The sequence below is a fragment of the Natronorubrum sulfidifaciens JCM 14089 genome (assembly GCF_000337735.1).
GTDB classification, from domain to species: domain Archaea; phylum Halobacteriota; class Halobacteria; order Halobacteriales; family Natrialbaceae; genus Natronorubrum; species Natronorubrum sulfidifaciens.
In genome coordinates this window covers 180,034-197,353 of the sequence record NZ_AOHX01000025.1, presented here as the reverse complement: position 1 = coordinate 197,353, position 17,320 = coordinate 180,034, and the positions used below count along the sequence as shown (strand labels likewise).

The 17,320-nt window shown below is 62.2% G+C and carries 16 protein-coding genes and 1 tRNA gene; 12 read left to right on the top strand and 5 right to left on the bottom strand.

Translation table 11 applies throughout. The features are described from left to right. Positions 1 to 130 precede the first annotated feature (130 nt). From C495_RS02175 to phoU, 6 genes are all read left to right on the top strand, one after another. Complete coding sequence (locus C495_RS02175) at positions 131 to 1,165, top strand: PstS family phosphate ABC transporter substrate-binding protein (RefSeq protein WP_008159595.1); 1,035 nt, start codon at positions 131 to 133, stop codon at positions 1,163 to 1,165. Beyond that, positions 1,162 to 2,082: a phosphate ABC transporter permease subunit PstC gene (pstC, locus tag C495_RS02170; RefSeq protein ID WP_008159593.1), complete on the top strand. Its 921-nt coding sequence runs from the start codon at positions 1,162 to 1,164 to the stop codon at positions 2,080 to 2,082. Before C495_RS02175 ends, pstC begins: the two co-directional genes overlap by 4 nt. Next, positions 2,079 to 2,981, top strand: a complete 903-nt coding sequence (pstA, locus tag C495_RS02165) for a phosphate ABC transporter permease PstA (protein WP_008159591.1) — start codon at positions 2,079 to 2,081, stop codon at positions 2,979 to 2,981. Before pstC ends, pstA begins: the two co-directional genes overlap by 4 nt. Before the next feature lie 69 nt (positions 2,982 to 3,050). Then, positions 3,051 to 4,754 carry a sensor histidine kinase gene (locus tag C495_RS02160; RefSeq protein ID WP_008159589.1) on the top strand — a complete coding sequence of 568 codons (1,704 nt, stop codon included), beginning with the start codon at positions 3,051 to 3,053 and terminating at the stop codon, positions 4,752 to 4,754. 231 nt (positions 4,755 to 4,985) lie between these two features. Beyond that, positions 4,986 to 5,849, top strand: a complete 864-nt coding sequence (gene pstB, locus C495_RS02155; RefSeq protein ID WP_008159587.1) for a phosphate ABC transporter ATP-binding protein PstB — start codon at positions 4,986 to 4,988, stop codon at positions 5,847 to 5,849. Positions 5,850 to 6,024: 175 nt separating this feature from the next. Further along, entirely contained in the window at positions 6,025 to 6,696 is a 672-nt protein-coding gene (phoU, locus tag C495_RS02150; RefSeq protein WP_008159585.1) for a phosphate signaling complex protein PhoU, read from the top strand. Between the two features lie 57 nt (positions 6,697 to 6,753). On the opposite strand, the gene C495_RS02145 is transcribed toward phoU, so the two are convergent. After that, a complete protein-coding gene (locus C495_RS02145; RefSeq protein ID WP_008159583.1) occupies positions 6,754 to 6,975 on the bottom strand; it encodes a hypothetical protein in 222 nt (73 codons plus the stop codon). Positions 6,976 to 7,139: 164 nt separating this feature from the next. Further along, the gene (locus C495_RS02140; protein ID WP_008159581.1) at positions 7,140 to 7,994 is read right to left on the bottom strand and encodes a polymer-forming cytoskeletal protein; all 855 of its coding nucleotides are present in this window, start codon (positions 7,992 to 7,994) and stop codon (positions 7,140 to 7,142) included. Positions 7,995 to 8,120: 126 nt separating this feature from the next. Here C495_RS02140 and C495_RS02135 point away from each other — a divergent pair, with 126 nt between their 5' ends. The 4 genes from C495_RS02135 (at position 8,121) to C495_RS02120 (ending at position 10,622) form a co-directional block, all read left to right on the top strand. Further along, positions 8,121 to 8,318, top strand: a complete 198-nt coding sequence (locus C495_RS02135) for a DUF5800 family protein (protein WP_008159579.1) — start codon at positions 8,121 to 8,123, stop codon at positions 8,316 to 8,318. 102 nt (positions 8,319 to 8,420) lie between these two features. Then, positions 8,421 to 8,505, top strand: a tRNA-Ser gene (locus C495_RS02130). A gap of 268 nt (positions 8,506 to 8,773) precedes the next feature. Next, positions 8,774 to 10,357, top strand: a complete 1,584-nt coding sequence (locus C495_RS02125; RefSeq protein ID WP_008159576.1) for a 4Fe-4S ferredoxin N-terminal domain-containing protein — start codon at positions 8,774 to 8,776, stop codon at positions 10,355 to 10,357. Positions 10,358 to 10,424: 67 nt separating this feature from the next. After that, positions 10,425 to 10,622 carry a hypothetical protein gene (locus C495_RS02120; protein ID WP_008159575.1) on the top strand — a complete coding sequence of 66 codons (198 nt, stop codon included), beginning with the start codon at positions 10,425 to 10,427 and terminating at the stop codon, positions 10,620 to 10,622. Positions 10,623 to 10,660: 38 nt separating this feature from the next. Here C495_RS02120 and C495_RS02115 read toward each other — a convergent pair whose 3' ends face one another. Further along, positions 10,661 to 12,193 carry a (R)-citramalate synthase gene (locus C495_RS02115; protein WP_008159572.1) on the bottom strand — a complete coding sequence of 511 codons (1,533 nt, stop codon included), beginning with the start codon at positions 12,191 to 12,193 and terminating at the stop codon, positions 10,661 to 10,663. A gap of 239 nt (positions 12,194 to 12,432) precedes the next feature. On the opposite strand from C495_RS02115, the gene hpt reads away from it, so the two are divergent. Then, positions 12,433 to 12,993, top strand: coding sequence for a hypoxanthine/guanine phosphoribosyltransferase (hpt, locus tag C495_RS02110; protein WP_008159571.1), 561 nt, complete (start codon positions 12,433 to 12,435; stop codon positions 12,991 to 12,993). Between the two features lie 7 nt (positions 12,994 to 13,000). On the opposite strand, the gene C495_RS02105 is transcribed toward hpt, so the two are convergent. Next, positions 13,001 to 13,393: a DUF192 domain-containing protein gene (locus tag C495_RS02105; RefSeq protein WP_008159568.1), complete on the bottom strand. Its 393-nt coding sequence runs from the start codon at positions 13,391 to 13,393 to the stop codon at positions 13,001 to 13,003. A gap of 350 nt (positions 13,394 to 13,743) precedes the next feature. Here C495_RS02105 and C495_RS02100 point away from each other — a divergent pair, with 350 nt between their 5' ends. Beyond that, complete coding sequence (locus C495_RS02100; protein WP_008159567.1) at positions 13,744 to 14,277, top strand: DUF7097 family protein; 534 nt, start codon at positions 13,744 to 13,746, stop codon at positions 14,275 to 14,277. Here the strand turns inward: C495_RS02100 and ppc are convergent, their stop codons facing one another. Then, entirely contained in the window at positions 14,278 to 16,968 is a 2,691-nt protein-coding gene (gene ppc / locus C495_RS02095) for a phosphoenolpyruvate carboxylase (RefSeq protein ID WP_008159564.1), read from the bottom strand. Positions 16,969 to 17,320 lie beyond the last annotated feature (352 nt).

Genomic DNA, 17,320 nt, shown 5'->3' with positions numbered 1-17,320 from the left:
GTCTGGTGTCAGCCGACAGCATTTGAGGCGGTCGTAACCGAATGATCGACTGCGACAGTGCCCCACAAACATAGAAGTATATAGATAACATAGCAGGGTATTTAGATGGAATCTGCTATAGAGTACTATGATGGGTAACGAACCGAAATCCGGTTCAGACGGCACGATTTCTCGCCGTCGTGTTCTACTCGGCACCGCCAGTGCTGGCCTGATGGGACTTGCAGGCTGTCTCGTCCGAGGTGAGGACAGCGGGCTCGAAGGGGAGATTCGGATGGACGGCAGCAACACGGTGTTGCCCCACGGAGCCGTGGTCTCAGAGGAGTTCCAGTGGCGAAACAACCGCGTCATCATTCCGGTTCGTGGTTCGGGTACGGGCGCGGGGTTTCAGCGCTTCTGTAACGGGGATACCCACGCACAGAACGCGAGTCGCCCGATCCTCGAGGACGAACAGACGCTCTGTGAGTCGAACGGGATCGACTACATCGGACTCGAGACGGCACTCGACGGACTGGCCGTCTTCGCCAATCCGGACAACGACTGGTGTGACTGTCTCACCGTCGAGGAACTCCAGCAGATCTGGGAGTCAGGGTCGGACGTCGAGACCTGGAGTGACGTCCGCGATGAGTGGCCCGACGAGGAAATCGACCTCTACGGCCGTGATCCCGCCTCAGGGACGTTCGACTACTTCACCGAGGAGATCAACGGCGATATCGGGAACATCAGATCCGACTACTCCGCGAGTGCGGACACGAACGTGATCGTCCGCGGCGTCCGTGGTGGGCAGTACACGCTCGGTTTCGGTGGTGCCGGCTACTACTACGAGAACGAAGACGATCTCAAACTCATCGCCGTCGACAACGGCGATGGCTGTGTCAAGCCGGATCGAGAGACGATCGAAAGCGGCGAGTATCAGCCACTGACGCGACCGTTGTACACCTACTTCCGGACGGACGCGTTCGAACGCGAGGAAGTGCGTGCGTTCGCTCGCTTTTATTTCGAGGAGATCGACGGCGAGGCGACGGACGCCGACATCGTCGAATCTGGAGAGACACTGACCTGGACCGAGTGGGCTGCCCGCCGAGTGGGGTACTACGCAATTCCCAGCGAGCAGGTCGAGGACAGCCGGCAGGAACTCGAGGACGCGATCGACGAGGCGACAGCATGAGTCAGGCCGACACAACGATTACTACAGGTGGGAGTAGTATCGACGACCGAAAGAACGGTTTCATCAAGTACGTCTTCTTCTCCTGTGCGCTCGTCACGGTGTTGACGACGCTTGGAATCATCCTCGTCCTCATTCAGGGCTCGATCGAGTTCTTCCAACACGTCTCGATCGTCGAATATCTCACCGGAACGAACTGGTCGCCGGTGATCCAGCCCTACAGCTACGGCGTGTTGCCGCTGGTTTGGGGGACGTTGATCATCACGGTTGGCTCGGCGCTCATCGCGATTCCCGTCGGCACAGCCACGGCGATCTATCTCAGCGAGTACGCAGAGCCACGGGTCCGCAAGGTCATCAAGCCGACACTCGAGATCCTTGCGGGTATCCCAACGATCGTCTACGGCTTCTTCGCCCTGTCGTTTATTACGCCGGTGATCCAGTTCGTGTTCCCCCAGACGGGGACGTTCAACGCCGCTTCGGGGGCAATCGTCGTCGGGATCATGATCATCCCGATGGTCTCGAGTCTGAGCGAAGACGCGATGTCGTCGGTGCCGGACGAACTGCGGAACGCGGCTTATGGACTCGGCGCGACGAAGTTCGAGGTGTCGACGAACGTCGTCGTTCCAGCGTCGCTGTCGGGCGTGGTCGCATCCTACATTCTCGCGCTGTCGCGGGCGATCGGGGAGACGATGGCTGTGACACTCGCCGTCGGGATGACTCCCCAAATCACGGCGAATCCGCTCGATTCGATCCAGACGATGACTGCGTACATGGTCCAGATCGGGATCAGTGACGTCTCGGTCGATTCGATCGGCTACCAGAGCCTGTTCGCTGTCGGCCTGACGCTGTTTATACTGACACTGGCGATGAACATGATCAGCCTATGGGTTAAATCGCGCTACCGGGAGGAGTACCAATGAGCACGAACAATCCGTTCGCCGACGGCACGGACGACATCGAACGGAAGCGACAGATCGGCCGCGTCTTCGTCGGGATCTGTTTCGCCTCCACGCTCGTCGGCATCGTCGCACTCGTCGCCCTGCTCGCCGACGTCATCTACGAGTCGTGGGGCTGGGTCACCTGGGAGTTCCTGACGTATCCGCCGTCGCAGGTCGTCGAGAACTTCCTGCCCGATGGCCGTGGGGCCGGGATCTATCCTGCGATCGTCGGCTCGATCTTCCTCATCGCGCTGACCGCCGTCTTCACCATCTTCCTCGGTGTCGGCGCAGCAGTCTACCTCGAGGAGTACGCGGCTGACAGTCAGCTGAAATCGTTCATCGAGGCGAACATCGCGAACCTCGCGGGCGTCCCGTCGATCGTCTACGGGCTGCTCGGTCTGGCGATTTTCGTCCGGGGGATACAGCTGGGCTCGAGTCTCATCGCCGGTGCACTGACGCTGACGCTGTTGATCCTCCCGATCGTCATCGTCTCGACACAGGAGTCGTTGCGCTCTGTCCCTGACTCACAGCGACAGGCTGCCTACGGGGTCGGCGCGACCCAGTGGCAGGTTATTCGTGACGTCGTCCTGCCACGGGCGCTGCCGGGAATCATGACCGGGACGATCCTCTCGCTGTCGCGTGCGATCGGCGAAACGGCACCGATCCTGATGGTCGGCGCGGCAACGTCGCTGTTCGTCTCTCCCGACAGCCTCACGGCACCGTTCAGTGCGATGCCGATGATGATCTTCGAGTGGGCGACGCTGCCCGAACCCGAGTTCCAGCACGTCGCTGCCGCTGGGATCGTCGTGCTCTTGACGATCCTGTTGTTGATGAACGCGGTCGCGATCTTGATCCGGAACAAGTACGACCCCCGAAGCTGAACGTTTTCTGAGCGCTCTCCGACAGTGTAATAACTGCGTTCTCTCTATCTTTGAGCGAGGCGTCTTCGAGTGAGACTCGCATATCGGTTCGGGATCGCCTTTCTCGTCGTCGTGCTCGTAGCCGGCGGTGTCCTCGTGGCGACGTTCGACGCACACCGAGCCGATGTCGACGAGAACACCGAGCTGTCGGTCGTCGATCGCGCAGCGCAGTCCGCGTCGGTCCTCGACGAGCGACTCAGCGAACAACGACGGACCGTCGCCGTCGCTGCGACCAACCCGGACCTCGTGGCACACGAGACGGCTCAGCAAGATCAGGCCCTCGAGGCGTTCGTCTCGTCGTCGGCGTTCGACGGTGCGACCGTCGTCGACGACACGGGCACGGTGCGGTCGTTTACGACGACGAGACAGCCACACGAGACCGAGCCGATCGTTGGAACCGACCTGAGCGAGCAAGCGTACGTCAGGGCTGCACTCGATGGCGAACAGTACATTAGCGACCCGTTTCGCGCACAGACGGGGAACACGATCGTCGTCATCAGTGCTCCGCTCGTCGAAGACGGCGAGGTCGTCGGCACGATCAACGGGGCCTACCATCTCGAGGAAACCGGGCTCTTCGATTCGCTGGCCGGCACGGATAACCGAGACGCGATTACTGTCGAATCGGATTCGTGGACACTGTATACGACTGCGGATCGGTTCGACGACACCGTTTCCCACAGCGTCTCACTCGAGGTCGTCGACTGGACGGTCACGGCCCACCGTGATCAGGCGGCTGTCGACGCACGAATCAATCGACTCGTCCTCTTTCAGATCGTTTCGGCGGCCGCCTTGCTCGGCTCGATCATGATCTTTGGCGGCTGGGTGTACAGATCGAAGATTCGCCACATCGGCCTCCTCGTCGACCGCGTACGAGCGCTCGAGCGACGGGAGTACGACGCCGGCCCATCTCTCGAGGGACCGGCGGAGTGGCAACGGATCGACGGCGCCCTCGATCGGCTCGCGGGCACGCTGGCTCACCGCGAACAGATGTTACTCGTCTTGAATCGAATCCTGCGACACAACCTCCGGAACACGCTCAACATCATCGCGGGCCGAGCCACGGATCTCGAGTCGAAACTCGACGGCGACGACCGGGAGTCGGCCCGCGAGATCCAACTGGTGACGACAGAACTGCTCGAGTTGGCCGACAGGGCACGGATGACCGAGGACCTGCTCGACCCAGTCGGCGAACCCGTGCCGCAAACGGACCTTGCGGCCGTGGTTCGCGACCGGGTCGCTGAGTTTACAACCGAGGACGACGGAACGAACGCCGATATCTCCGTGACGGCACCTGCCCACGCGATCGCGGCCTGCGGGCCGGAAGTCGAGGCTGCAGTCGACGAACTGCTCGCCAACGCCGCCAGCCACGCCGGTCCGGAGCCGACCGTGGCCGTTACCGTGGAGACGACGACCGACCACGTCCGGATTCGAATCCATGATGACGGTCCCGGAATCCCGGACGACGAGGCAGCGATCATCACGGGTACCCGTTCGATCTCACAGGTGACACACACCGGCGGCATCGGACTGTGGCTGGTCGACTGGATCGTCCGCCGGTACGATGGTCGACTGTTGATCCCGTCGACCGATTCGGGCGCTACTGACGCTGTCGATCGATCCGATGCCGACGGGTCCCAGCACGAAGCCGAGACGAGCGATGGGGCGACGATCGTTCTCGAGTTCCCACGAGCCCCAAACCCGGAGTCGATCGACGAGACTGACGCCGGCATGTGACACGTCGGCCACGACCACCAGCGACGGACTGCACTCACAACCAGCAGCCAAATCTATATAGTGCTATTTAGCAGACAGACCCTCAATAGAGGCGTCATAGTATCCTATTTATCCGGCCAGTCACCTACGTTTCCCAAGGCACTCACGCATCGGCCCGGATACGGTGTCAACCGGTCGGGCGTCCGTTTCGCAACAAGTAACTGCGTGAGTCCCAAGATTCAACTACCTCATATGACCACGAACGGTGGCGGCTCACGAACCGTATCGACGCCCGAATCATCCGGCTCCCGTTCGGACGCGACGATGACCGACAACGCCCCACTCGGCTCGCCGCGAGTCGACGATGCCGTCATCGAGTCCCGTGGTCTCGACGTGTTCTACGGTGACGATCAGGCACTCCACGGAATCGACATGGACATCCCCGAGCGAAAGGTGACCGCACTCATTGGCCCCTCGGGCTGTGGCAAATCGACGTTCCTGCGCTCGATCAACCGGATGAACGATCTCATCGACATCGCTCGTGTCGAGGGTGATCTTCGCTTCCACGGCAAGAACGTCTACGACGATGATGTCGACCCCGTCGCCTTGCGACGGAAGATCGGCATGGTGTTCCAGAAACCGAACCCGTTCCCGAAATCGATTCGCGATAACGTCGCCTACGGGCTCCGCGTACAGGGCAAAGACGACGGCGATGTCGATGCGAAAGTTCGGACCGCACTCGAGCGAGCAGCCCTGCTGGACGAAGTCGAAGACCAACTCGACTCGTCCGGACTGGATCTCTCTGGTGGCCAACAACAGCGCCTCTGTATCGCTCGCGCGATCGCGCCCGATCCGGAAGTCATCCTGATGGACGAGCCAGCGTCGGCGCTCGACCCCGTGGCGACCTCGAAGATCGAGGACTTAGTCGAGGAGCTCTCCGAGGAGTATACGGTCGTCATCGTCACCCACAACATGCAACAGGCGGCCCGCATCTCGGACAAAACTGCGGTCTTCCTCACGGGCGGGCATCTCGTCGAGTTCGACGACACGAACAAGATCTTCGAGAACCCCGAGAGCGACCGCGTCGAGGACTACATCACCGGCAAGTTCGGATAACGCGCTTTTCTCGGCCGTTCGATACGAATATCGTCGCGTTCTCATCTCCGCGTCGAGAGCGCAGTCATCGACGTTCATACTGTCGGACTCGAGTGTGTCACCGCTGCTCTAACCGGTCACTGCGGTGTCTCGATTGAGCACAAGTCTAATGACTGTCGGGCAAGCTTTCTGGAGTATGGCTCGAAAATCGTATCAGGAGAAACTCACGGAGCTTCGTGAGGATATCCTCTATATGAGTGAAGTTGTCATGGAGCGGATGCGGATGGGGCTGGATGCTCTAGAGCAAAAAGACGATGCACTTGCCCGCGAAGTGATCGAGGGCGACGGCGAGATCAACCGGATGTATCTCGATCTGGAGCAAGACTGTATCGAACTGCTCGCACTCCAACAGCCAGTCGCAAGCGACCTCCGGTTTATCGCCGCCTCGTTCAAGATTATCACCGACCTCGAGCGGATTGCCGATCTCGCGGTTAATCTGGGCGATTATACCCTCAACGCCAAAGAGGATCTCTTTCCCGACGTCGACGTCCAGGAGATGGGCGACCTGACGCTGGCAATGATCGAAGACGCGATGATGGCGTACGATACCGAAGACACCGACGCCTGCAGAGAACTCGCCGACCGTGATGACGACCTCGACCACTTCGCCGAACGAGCGAGCGAAATCGTCGTCCGGGACCTGATCGAGCGCGAACTCGAGTCCCCTGCTGAAGTGGAAGCGCTGCTTCAGGACGTGTCGCGGCTGCTGTTGACGATCCGTGACTTAGAGCGCGTCGGTGACCACGCGGTGAACATCGCCGCACGGACGCTGTACATGGTCGAAAACGACGACGAACTTATTTACTGATCACTGCGCTCGAGGTCGCTTGATGGGCCGTCAAACAGCAGTCGATCGGTCGGTTCCTCATGCATCTTCGTCCTCGCCGTTTTCCTCTTCGTCACCGTTCTCCTCGTCCTCGCTATTCCCGGTCTCGAGTTCGATCTCCTCGTCGGGATCGATCACTTCGCCGTTACCGTTTTCGGACTCTGCCTTTCCGTTTTCGGGCTCGGCATCGTCTTCCTCGTCCCCGTCTGGACACCCTGTGACGCCCGTCGTTTCCGCGGTGGCACCTGCTAGCTGGAGCACCCACCGACGGGATAACTAGTCATGATCCATACGCCAACGGCGGTTCTCGAAACGAATGGTGGACTCCCCATCACTTGCGTGCCCGTTAAACATGGTACTAGTAGCAACCACGAAGGCCGGTCTCCAATCGAGCAATAGCGTTGTGTACGACACTCGAGTGTCCGTTACTCCGGGTCGCGTTCGGTCGTCCCCATCGTGATCGTGCCGTCCGCGCGGATCGTCCCATCGATTTCGGCATCCGGGCCGATCTCGAGGTCGGCACACGAGACGTCACCGAGGATTCGGGCGTCCCCCTCGATGGTGACGTTCCCGTCGCGGGTGGTCAAATCGCCGTGAATACGACTCCCATCATCGACAGCGACATCACCGCGGGCACGAAGACTGCCGAAAATCGTCGTGTTCTCGCCGACGTCGATCGTTTCAGCGCGGACGTTCCCGTGGAGTCGACAGTCGTCGCCGATCGTGGCGGGCGTCGAAACGCGCCATGCGTCGTCGCTGACCGTCGCGTTTTTGGGGATGACCAGCGGCTCGACGTCCGCTTGCTCGTCGTCGTCGACGAGTTCGGAGACGAGCTGTTGGGCGGTTTCGTCCTCGCCGATGAGCAAGAGGTGTTTGAGGTAGACGAACAGGAAGACGATCGTGGGCATCGGATTCCGGATCACGATCCAGCCGTTTGCCTCGAACCCCTCTTCGATCTCGACATCATCTCCGATATCCAGATCGCCGGCAACTTTCATCTCGCCGGCGACGTGGACTCGTTCGCCGATGTAGGCGTCCTGTCCGACCAGGACGTTCTCGGCGACGTCACACCACATATCGAGTCGACAGTCTCCTTCGGCCTCGATGGCACCGCCGAACGCGACGCTCTCGCCGGCAAGTACGTTTCGACCGCGGACGCCGAACTCGACGGTCGATCGGGCACCGACGAAGACGTCGCCGTCGGTCACGAGGTCGACTTCTTTGGCTTCCGTGCCATCGGGCACGACCAGTTCGTCGAGCGGATCCCTGCTGAAGGCCACATTTCAGTCCAAAGGAGTTATCGACTAATAACCCTCGCGCGTCGTCTGCCACTCGTCTGACGCTCGTCGTACGGTGTCCCGTCGCAGGTCGCCTCCCTTTTAGTTGCCCGTCGCATACACGTGTCCATGACAACCCTTGCGTTCGACGACGATGGCGTCGACGTCGTCTACGAAGGTACCGAGTTTCGCCTCGAGAAAGCCCTGATCGAGGAGGCCACGGAGAAATCCTACTACGACGTGACTGACCACGAAGTCCTGAAAATCGTCGCCGAACAGCCGACCCTTCAGGGGGAACCGAGACGAGTCGGCGACATCCTCGATTGAGACGGGCTGCGGTCCCGATCATGGGCGGCAGGACGTGACGGAGTCACAATCACGGCGAGGAATCGAAACGGGTAAAAACATCACCCGGGTAGGTATGGATGAGCCGAGATAGCCTAGCCCGGCCAAGGCGGCAGATTCGAAATCTGCTGTCCTCACGGACTCGGGAGTTCAAATCTCCCTCTCGGCGCTTTTCATAATCTCACTCTTGGAGCGATAGACCTGTCCGTGTCAGACACGGCCTGCACGCCGAGAGCGACACTGCCTAACGGAAGCGACGCGTAACGCCTGTCACGACAGCGGCTTCGAGGCACCGGGACAACGATCATCGTCGCTGTGTGGGCAGTCACTGTGTGTTATTCGCAAGCATGATTTTTATCGACGTCGGTCCGGTACAGTCACTACTTTCCAATGATGACCGACCGTGACCAGCGTGACACAGCGGGAGGTGAGAAACGATGAGCGAGGACGAGTGGCCTGTCGACGACGACACGTTTCACCCACTCGGCGATGCGTGGCAAGACCGACTCGAGGACGCGATCGAGGAGACCGGATACGATGCGGAGCTGGGCCTCGAGATGGCCGAAGATGCACTGCGTGTCACAGAAGGCGAGCTCACGGAGGAGGCGTTCTACGACCGGTATCACGACGCTGTCGTCGCGGAGTTCGGCGAGGACGATCGACCGATGGCGGACGAAATCGAGGCCGAACGAGAGTCGGGGCGACTCGAGCACACCCTCTCACGCTTCGGTGTCGACGGGGAGTCACGTCGGGAGGTCATGAAGAAGATGGGCGGTGCCAGCGCCGTGGGTCTCGGCGTCTGGGGAACGGCCGCAGGCGGTAGCGATGGGGACGGGCCGGAGACGGCCGCGATACAGGACACGGACGAGTCGGACGAAGGCGTCCAGTGGGGGATGGCACTCGACCTCGAGTACTGTGACGGCTGTCTCGCTTGTGTCGTTGCCTGTGCCGACGAACACAACTGGGATCAGGGTGCAAACTGGATGTATGTCCTCGATTACGAGGACGAGACGACGAGCGAGGAGTTCCCGAACCGGCTCATTCGGCCGTGTCAACACTGTACGGATGCACCCTGTGAGAAAGTGTGCCCGACGACGGCCCGTCACACCCGCGATTCGGACGGGCTCGTCCTGACCGACTACGGCGTTTGTATCGGCTGTCGGTACTGTCAGGTCGCCTGTCCCTACGGTGTCAACTACTTCCAGTGGGAGGAACCGACCGTCTCGGATGACGAACTCGACGACGAACACGTCTACGACCAGCGCGGCCGGCCGGTCAACAGCCGTGGCCCGCGAGGCGTCATGGAGAAATGCACGTTCTGTGCGACCCGCCAGGACGGGACCAAAGGCGAGGAGTTCGTCGGCAGGACCGCCTGCGAGGACGCCTGTCCGCCCGAAGTGATCCAGTTCGGGGATATGAACGACCCCGACAGCGACCCACAGCGGTATATCGACAACACCGCGAAAAGTCGAACGATCGTCCGACTCGAGGCCCAGCTCCCGGCGACCGAGGAGGTCGAGGATGCAGTCGGGAGCGGCGACGATCTGGAGGCCGTCGTCGAGGCCGTCGAGGATCTCGATGCGGAAACGATCGCACTCCTCAAAGCCGTCGAGATCCTCGCCGACGAGGACTCGCCCGAACTCGAGTCGAACGACACCTTGCCCGAGCAGGAAGCAGCGGTCGTCGAACTGGTGGGCGTCCTCGAGGACGCGGGGCTCGACCTCGAGAGCGAAGACGTCCTCGTCGAACTCGACCTTGCCGACGCCCCGGACGAGGATGAGGCGTTCGACGGCCCCAGCGAGACGCTTGCACAGGAACGGCTCGAGGAGTTCGCTGGGACTCCCCACTCGCGGTTCAAGCTCCTCGAGGACGTCGGCACCGACCCGAATATCGTCTATCTCGGCAACGAGCCCGGACCGGACGCCGAACAGGTCGAGGGACCGGTGGCCTACGATCAGGTCGGCCAGACGGACAACCGCAAGGACGTTCTCGACGAGGGGACCGTCGGCCCCGACTTCTGATCGGTGTCGATGACGAGCCGTCGAATCGACTCGTCGGCTTGATAACGGCTGGGACGTACACCCCGATATGGACACTCGCCAACGGCTGGTCGTCGGGAGTCTCTGGATCGGGGTCGCAGCGTTGATGGCGATCACCCTCGAGCCGGGCGTTCCTGACTCGCTCAATGCGTTCGCCCGACTGTTCGTCGTCATCGTCGCACTGTTTCTGGCCGTCGTCTATCTGTTCGATCCGTGGGGGATCCTCAGTCGACAGCCGTTTCACTAACACAGCGTAGAATCCGAAGAGAGTGGTTTCGGGCCGTCTCAGTCGTCTGCCGGCGTGAGCGGCTGTGGATCGGACGCGAGGAGTCGGTCGAGCGCATCGACCATTGCCTCGACGCTTGCGCGCGTGATGTCGGCTTCACTGCGGGCGACGGTGACCGAGCGGTCGTTGCGGACCATCGTCACTTCGACAGTGACGACGGCGTCGGTGCCGCCCGTCACGGCGTCGACGTGGTAGGACTCGAGTTCGGCATCGGCCATCGAGCCAAGTGCTTCACGAACGGCGGAGACGGCGGCGTCGACGGGGCCGGACCCGGTGCCGCTGGCGACGCGTTCCTCGCCGCCGACGGCGAGTCGGATGCTCGCGGTCGGGACGGCACCGCCGCTCGTGGCGGTGAGATCCAGCAGTTCGACGACGCGGTCGCGGTCGTCGCCGGTGACGTCTTCGGCGATCGCGAGCAGATCGGCGTCCGTGACCCGGCGACCGCGGTCGCCGAGTTCCGTGACGCGGTTCGCGATCGTCGCGATTTCGTCGCTGCTGGCCTCGACGCCGTGTTCCTCGAGTGTCGCTTTGACGCCAGCCCGGCCCGTGTGCTTGCCGAGAGCGAGTCGGCGCTCGCGGCCGACCGTCTCGGGGGCGTAGGGCTCGTACATCTTGTCGTCTTTGAGCGTGCCGTCGGTGTGGATGCCGCTCTCGTGGGTGAAGGCGTTCTCGCCGATGACGGCCTTGTTCGGCGGCAGCTGAATGCCGGTCGCCCGGGAGACGGTCTGGGCGAGCCCGTACAGTTCCGTGAGCTCGAGCGTGTCGACGCCGTAGACGTGCGACAGGGCGATCGCAACTTCCTCGAGGGCGACGTTGCCGGCCCGTTCGCCGAGCCCGTTGACGGTACAGTGAACGAGGTCGGCCCCGGCGGAGATCGCCGAGAGTGCGTTCGCGACACCCAGTCCAAGATCGTCGTGCGTGTGGGCGCTGACTGGACCGAGTTCGGCGAGTCGGGAGACGGCTTCGGCGGTGCGCTCGGGGCCGGTGTGGCCGACGGTGTCGGCAAAACAGACCCGGTCGGCACCAGCATCGAGGGCGGTCCCCATCAGCTCCTCGAGGTAGTCGAGGTCGGCTCGGGAGCCGTCCTCACCGATGACCTCGACCCAGAGATCGTGGGCCGTGGCGTACTCGACGAGTTCGGCGGTTTTCTCGAGGTTGGCCTCGCGGGAGGTGCCGACCTTGTCCTCGACGTGGCGGTCGCTCGAGGGGACGACGAGGTGGATGCCGTCGACGTCACAGTCGAGTGCGAGATCGATATCGGTCTGGATCCCGCGAGAGAAGCTGGTGACGCGGGCGTCGAGATCGAGGTCGGTGACCCGCGAGATCGCTTGGCGTTCGCCCGCCCCGGTACAGGCGCTGCCGGCCTCGATGACGGAGACGCCGGCTCGCTCTAAGGCGTTGGCGATCTCGACTTTTTCGTCGGGTGAAAGCGAGACACCCGGTGCTTGTTCGCCATCGCGAAGCGTCGTGTCGAGAAGGCGGACTGTACGATCAGATGGAATCGTCTGTTCGGCGGAGTGAGTTACAGGCAAGAGTGATACACTGCGATTAGGTTCGTCGTGGAATTTCACGCCCAGCCGGGTTGCCCCGACTTCCTCTATCCTCGGACTCCGGCGTTGAGAACGAATCTCGTGCCATGGTATCAGATCCTAATGGATTATGCTGACTTAAATCCGCCGGTCCCGAAGCGACGGCGCGATGTCGCGGCGTCCCTCTCGAGTGTGTCACACCGGAACAACCTTTCGCCTCCTCCGCGTAGCCCGACTCGAGTATGGACCCAACGCTGGAGCCGCTGGCGCGATCGCTTCGACAGGCCCCCGTCGTCGACCGAGACGGCTACGAGTACTTCGTTCACGGTGTCACCGACGGGATTCCGCCGCTCGAGCCGGCGGTGTTGTGCGCCGTCGCCGACGGCATCCGCGAGCGCGTCGACCTCGAGTCCGTCGACAAGATCGTCGCGCCGGAAGCGATGGGGATTCACCACGGGACGGCGCTGTCGATCGCGACTGACGTGCCACTGGTCGTCGTCCGCAAGCGCTCCTATGGCTTTCCGGAAGAGGTCGCGGTCCATCAGGAGACCAGCTACGGCGAGAGCGAACTCTATCTCAACGGTGTCGACGCCGGTGACCGCGTGCTGCTGGTCGACGACGTCCTCTCCTCGGGTGGCACAATCGAGGCTGTCTGTGACGCCCTCGAGGCCGTCGAAGCCGAACTCGTCGATATCGTGGTCGTCCTCCGACGGGTCGACGTCGATCACGCAGACGTCTCTCGAGACGTGACGAGTCTGCTCGACGTCCGCGTTCGGGATGGACAGGTCGACGTCCTCGAGTGAGGCCGAATCAGGCCGACTCGAGAACGAGCCGGTCACCCGGTTCGATGTCGCTTCCAGCGCCGGCGGGCAGTTCGACGAGCAGATCACACCGCTCGCGTTCGAAGCTCCGCCACGGCCGCAGGCGCTCGACGCGCTGGACGATGTCGTCGACGATCCAGACGGCGTCGATGGGGAAAAAGACGAACAGCATGTGGACGTCGCGGGTTTTGACGGAGCCAAAGCGGAACGCGAGCGCGTAGTCGTCAGGGATCGAACGCCGAAACATCAGTCCGCGCGTCTGACGCACCAACGAGTCCGCGAGGTCGACGTCCGTCGCCACTACGTTCGGCGTGGCAGTTCGGTCAGTGACCGTGCTCCCTTCCGTCTCGCTGCCAACCGTCGAATGGTGGACCAGCCGCACGTTCTCGAGTCGGGTGGATGATCTCAAAAGTCCTCCTATAGTAACAACTGAACCGACTCACACACTGATCGCACTGTCCGCGGTTCTCGATCGAGCCCTCGCTCACGGGTCGTTTCTCCCCGTTCGCGTTTCCGCGGTTCTCGCTCACGTCGTTCCTCCCCGTTCGCATTTCCGCGGGTCTCGCTCACGTCGTTCGCTTCGACCCGCGCACGCTTCGACCCGCGCACGCTCCGAACCGTGCTCCCGTCGTGCGAGCAGGTGTGCAGTGACGTTCAGTGGCTACGATACCTCGTCGCGAGCAGTCCCCGTGAGATTCAACTGCTCGCCGGCCAAAGACCGAGCAACTGCGCATGGAGAAAACGCCACAGGGCACGTCGGTCGGCGTCGACGACCCCTACGAGTTCGCGGGTCTCTGTGACCATCTCACCGGCGAGGGCCAGTGTCGGTACGCCCTCGAGCACTACGCACACGACCCCGAGTTCGCCCGCGAACGCGCCAGCGAGGAGTACGCCTGTCCCGTCGTCGATCCCGACACGGACGAGACGTGGGCCGATTGCCCGCACTTCCGCTCGCGCAACCGGGACCGCGAGTGCGTCCGCTGTGGCCTCGAGAAAAAACGGTTGGCCCACGACGACGAGCGCCCGCTGCTCGAGGAACATCACCTCTCCTATGCTCGCGATGGGGAGCAACTGAGCCACGAGATCACGGTGTATCTCTGTCGGTGGTGCCATTCGAAGGTCCACACCTCGTGGGCGCGGATCACCGACGACGCGGCCCGCGATCCGGCGGCGATCGCCGAACTCGAACAGCGCCGGGGACGAGAACACGAGGAACTGGGGTTCGAGTCAGCAGCGGAGCGATACGACACCGACGGCGACCGCTGATTACCCCGTGTTCTTCATCCCGGCAGCGACACCTTTGACCGTCAGCCGAAGCGTTCGCTCCTCGATGTCCGTCCGATGGGTTTGGTCGAGCAGGTAGACCTGCAGCAGGTTCAACGGATCGACGTAGGGGTTGCGTCGCTCGAGGTTCTCGCCGAGCCAGTCACGCGTGTGTAGCTGGTCGCGCTGGCCGATTTCGGTAATCAGATCGGTTGCCTGCTGGTACTCGTCGGTGATCCGCGGGAAGAAAGTCGACTCGAGGTCGTCGTCTGCCAGATTCGCGTACTGCTCGGCGATCTCGAGTTCGGTCCGGGACAGCGAGAGCGCGGCGTTGTCGAGCGTCGTCCGGAAGAACGGCCACTCGGCGTACATCTCCTGGAGCGTCTCTATCGAGCCACCCTCGTCGAGATAGGTCTCGAGTCCCGTCGCGAGGGCGTACCAGCCGGGCAGGATACACCGCGACTGGGTCCACGAGAACACCCACGGGATCGCCCGCAGGTCCTCGACGGTTCGCTCGCCGCTTCTCGAGGCGGGCCGCGAGCCGAGATCGAGGTCTTCGATGACGGTGATCGGCGTCGCCTGCTCGAAGTACTGGACGAAGCCGTCGCTCTCTAAGAGATCACGGTACTCCCGACGGGCGGCGTCTGCCATGGTCTCCATGGCGTCGATCCACTCCTCACGAACGGCCTCTTCGGGTTGGTCTGTGGCGTGCAGGCGCGCCCGGAGCTGGGCGTTCAGCATCTGTTCGATGTTGCGCTCGGCGATGCGTGGATTGGCGTACTTCTCGGCGATCGCCTCGCCTTGTTCGGTGAACTTGACCTGTCCCGTCACCGTGCTGTTGGGCAGCGCCAGCAGCGCTTCGTTCATCGGCCCGCCGCCGCGGGAGATCGAGCCGCCACGGCCGTGGAACAGCCGCATCGTCACGTCGTAGTCGGCACAGATCTCGCCCAGTCGCCGCTGGTTTCTATAGAGCGACCAGTTCGCCGCGAGGAAGCCGTTTTCCTTGTTCGAGTCCGAGTAGCCGAGCATGATCTCTTGGGTCTGCCCGCGGGCCTCGAGCGCCTGACTGTACGCGTCGTTCTCGAACAGCGTGCCCATGATTCGGCGAGCACCCGAGAGGGCGTACTCGGTCTCGAGCAGCGGAACGACGTCGATGCCGCAGTGTTCGGGCAGCGAGACGACGCCGGCCTGATCGGCGAGAAAGAGTACCTCAAGGACGTGACTCGGCTCCTCGGTCATCGAGATGCAGTAGGTGTCGATCGCTTCGACGCCGTACTCCGACTGCCAGTCGCCGAGGCTGGCGAACAACTCGAGGACGCGGGCCGACTCCTCGGAGAGACCCTCGGTGTCGGTACAGTCGATGATCGGCTCGTCTTGCAAGATCGCGTCGGTGAGCAACTCGGTGCGCTCGTCCTCGGCGAGGCTGTGGTAGTCGATTCCTTCGCCCTCGAGTGCAGCCGCGATGGCGTCGGTGTGATTCTGCTGGTGTTCGCGCAGGTCCAAACTCGCGAGCGAGAAGCCGAACGTGGCGACCTGCCGGCGAATCGGGTCGACGTGGGCTTCGACGACGCTTTCGGCGCCGTTGTTCCGTAGGCTCTTTGCGATGACCTCGAGGTCGGCGAGCAGTTCGTCGACGTCCTCGTAGCCGCCGGGCCGGACGTCACCAACTCGCTCGAGGCGTTCGCGCATGAGCTTGAGTTTCTGGCGGTATGGCTCGTCGGGATACCGTTCCTCGGCGGTTCGGGCGCTACCGGGTAGTCGGTCGCGGTCGTCCTCGAGCGTGCGCTCGAACGCCCCACCGGCGTCGATCCGGCTGCCGTCCTGACTCAACACGCCTGACAGGCGCTTGAGCTGGTCGCGGTACTTCTCGAGGACGACCTCGCGCTGTTGCTCGAGTGTGTTGGCCGTCACCTCGGGGGTCACGTAGGGGTTGCCGTCCCGGTCGCCGCCCGCCCACGAGCGGAACTCGAAGAGTTTGGGAATCTCGAGGTCGTCTCCGACTTCCCCGGTGATCGCATCGGCGAGTTCGTCGTAGACCTCGCCGACGACGTCGAACAGCGTGTTCTCGAGGTACCACTGGACGTTTCGGGCCTCGTCTTCCGGTTCAGGCTGCCGGTTTCGAACCTGTGGCGTCTGCCAGAGGCTCGTCACCTCGGCGTCGACGTCCCGCCAGACCTGTCCTTCCTCTTTGTCCGTCAGCAGTCGCTCGTCTAAGGTCTCGAGTTGGGTCGAGATCGTTCGTAGCTTCGATTTGACCGTCTTGCGCCGGGCTTCCGTCGGATGTGCGGTAAACGTTGGTTCGATCAGGACGTCGTCCAGCACTTGCTCGACGGTGTCGACGTTGCTCTCCGCTAACTCCGCGGCTGCCGTCTCGAGGCTGTCCTCGAGGGTTCCTTCCTGCGATCCCGTTCGGATCGTGCGCACCCGCTCGCGCTCTTCGGCGAGGTTGATCAGTTCGAAGTAGCTCGTAAACGCACGGGCGACGATCCGCTGTTGATGTGGCGAAAGCCCCTCGAGATCCGAGATCAGTGGCTGGCGCGAGTCGAGTTCACCCGACCGGTAGTCGATTGCGTCCTGTCGACACGACTCGACCGTCCTGAAGGCCCGTCGAGAGGTCTGTTCCTCGAGGACGTCTCCGAGCAATGCACCCAGTTCACGGACGTCCTGTCGAACGTCCCTGTTATGCAATGGCATTTCCCGGCGGTACGTGTTCGACAGTAAAAATCCCCGTGTCGATCTGTCACACAGTACTACATCGTCGTCAATGATAGTTACTGGTACTCGAGTAATTATTCAGGGGCGCTAGTCGAGTCGTTGGTCGACAAACACCACACCGCTCGAGAGATGTACGTGTGACTCCATCTTCTCCGGGATATCGCCGCCGAAATCGAACGGTGTTCTCAGGAGCCGGATCACGAACAGAAGCCACAGAGCACACTACCAGTTACTTTCAGTATTAATAATGCATAATATGCCAGCGATCGAGATCTGTTACGCTCTGGTAACCATCGCGAAACCGCTCGCGCGCGCCGATGGTCATCGTGGG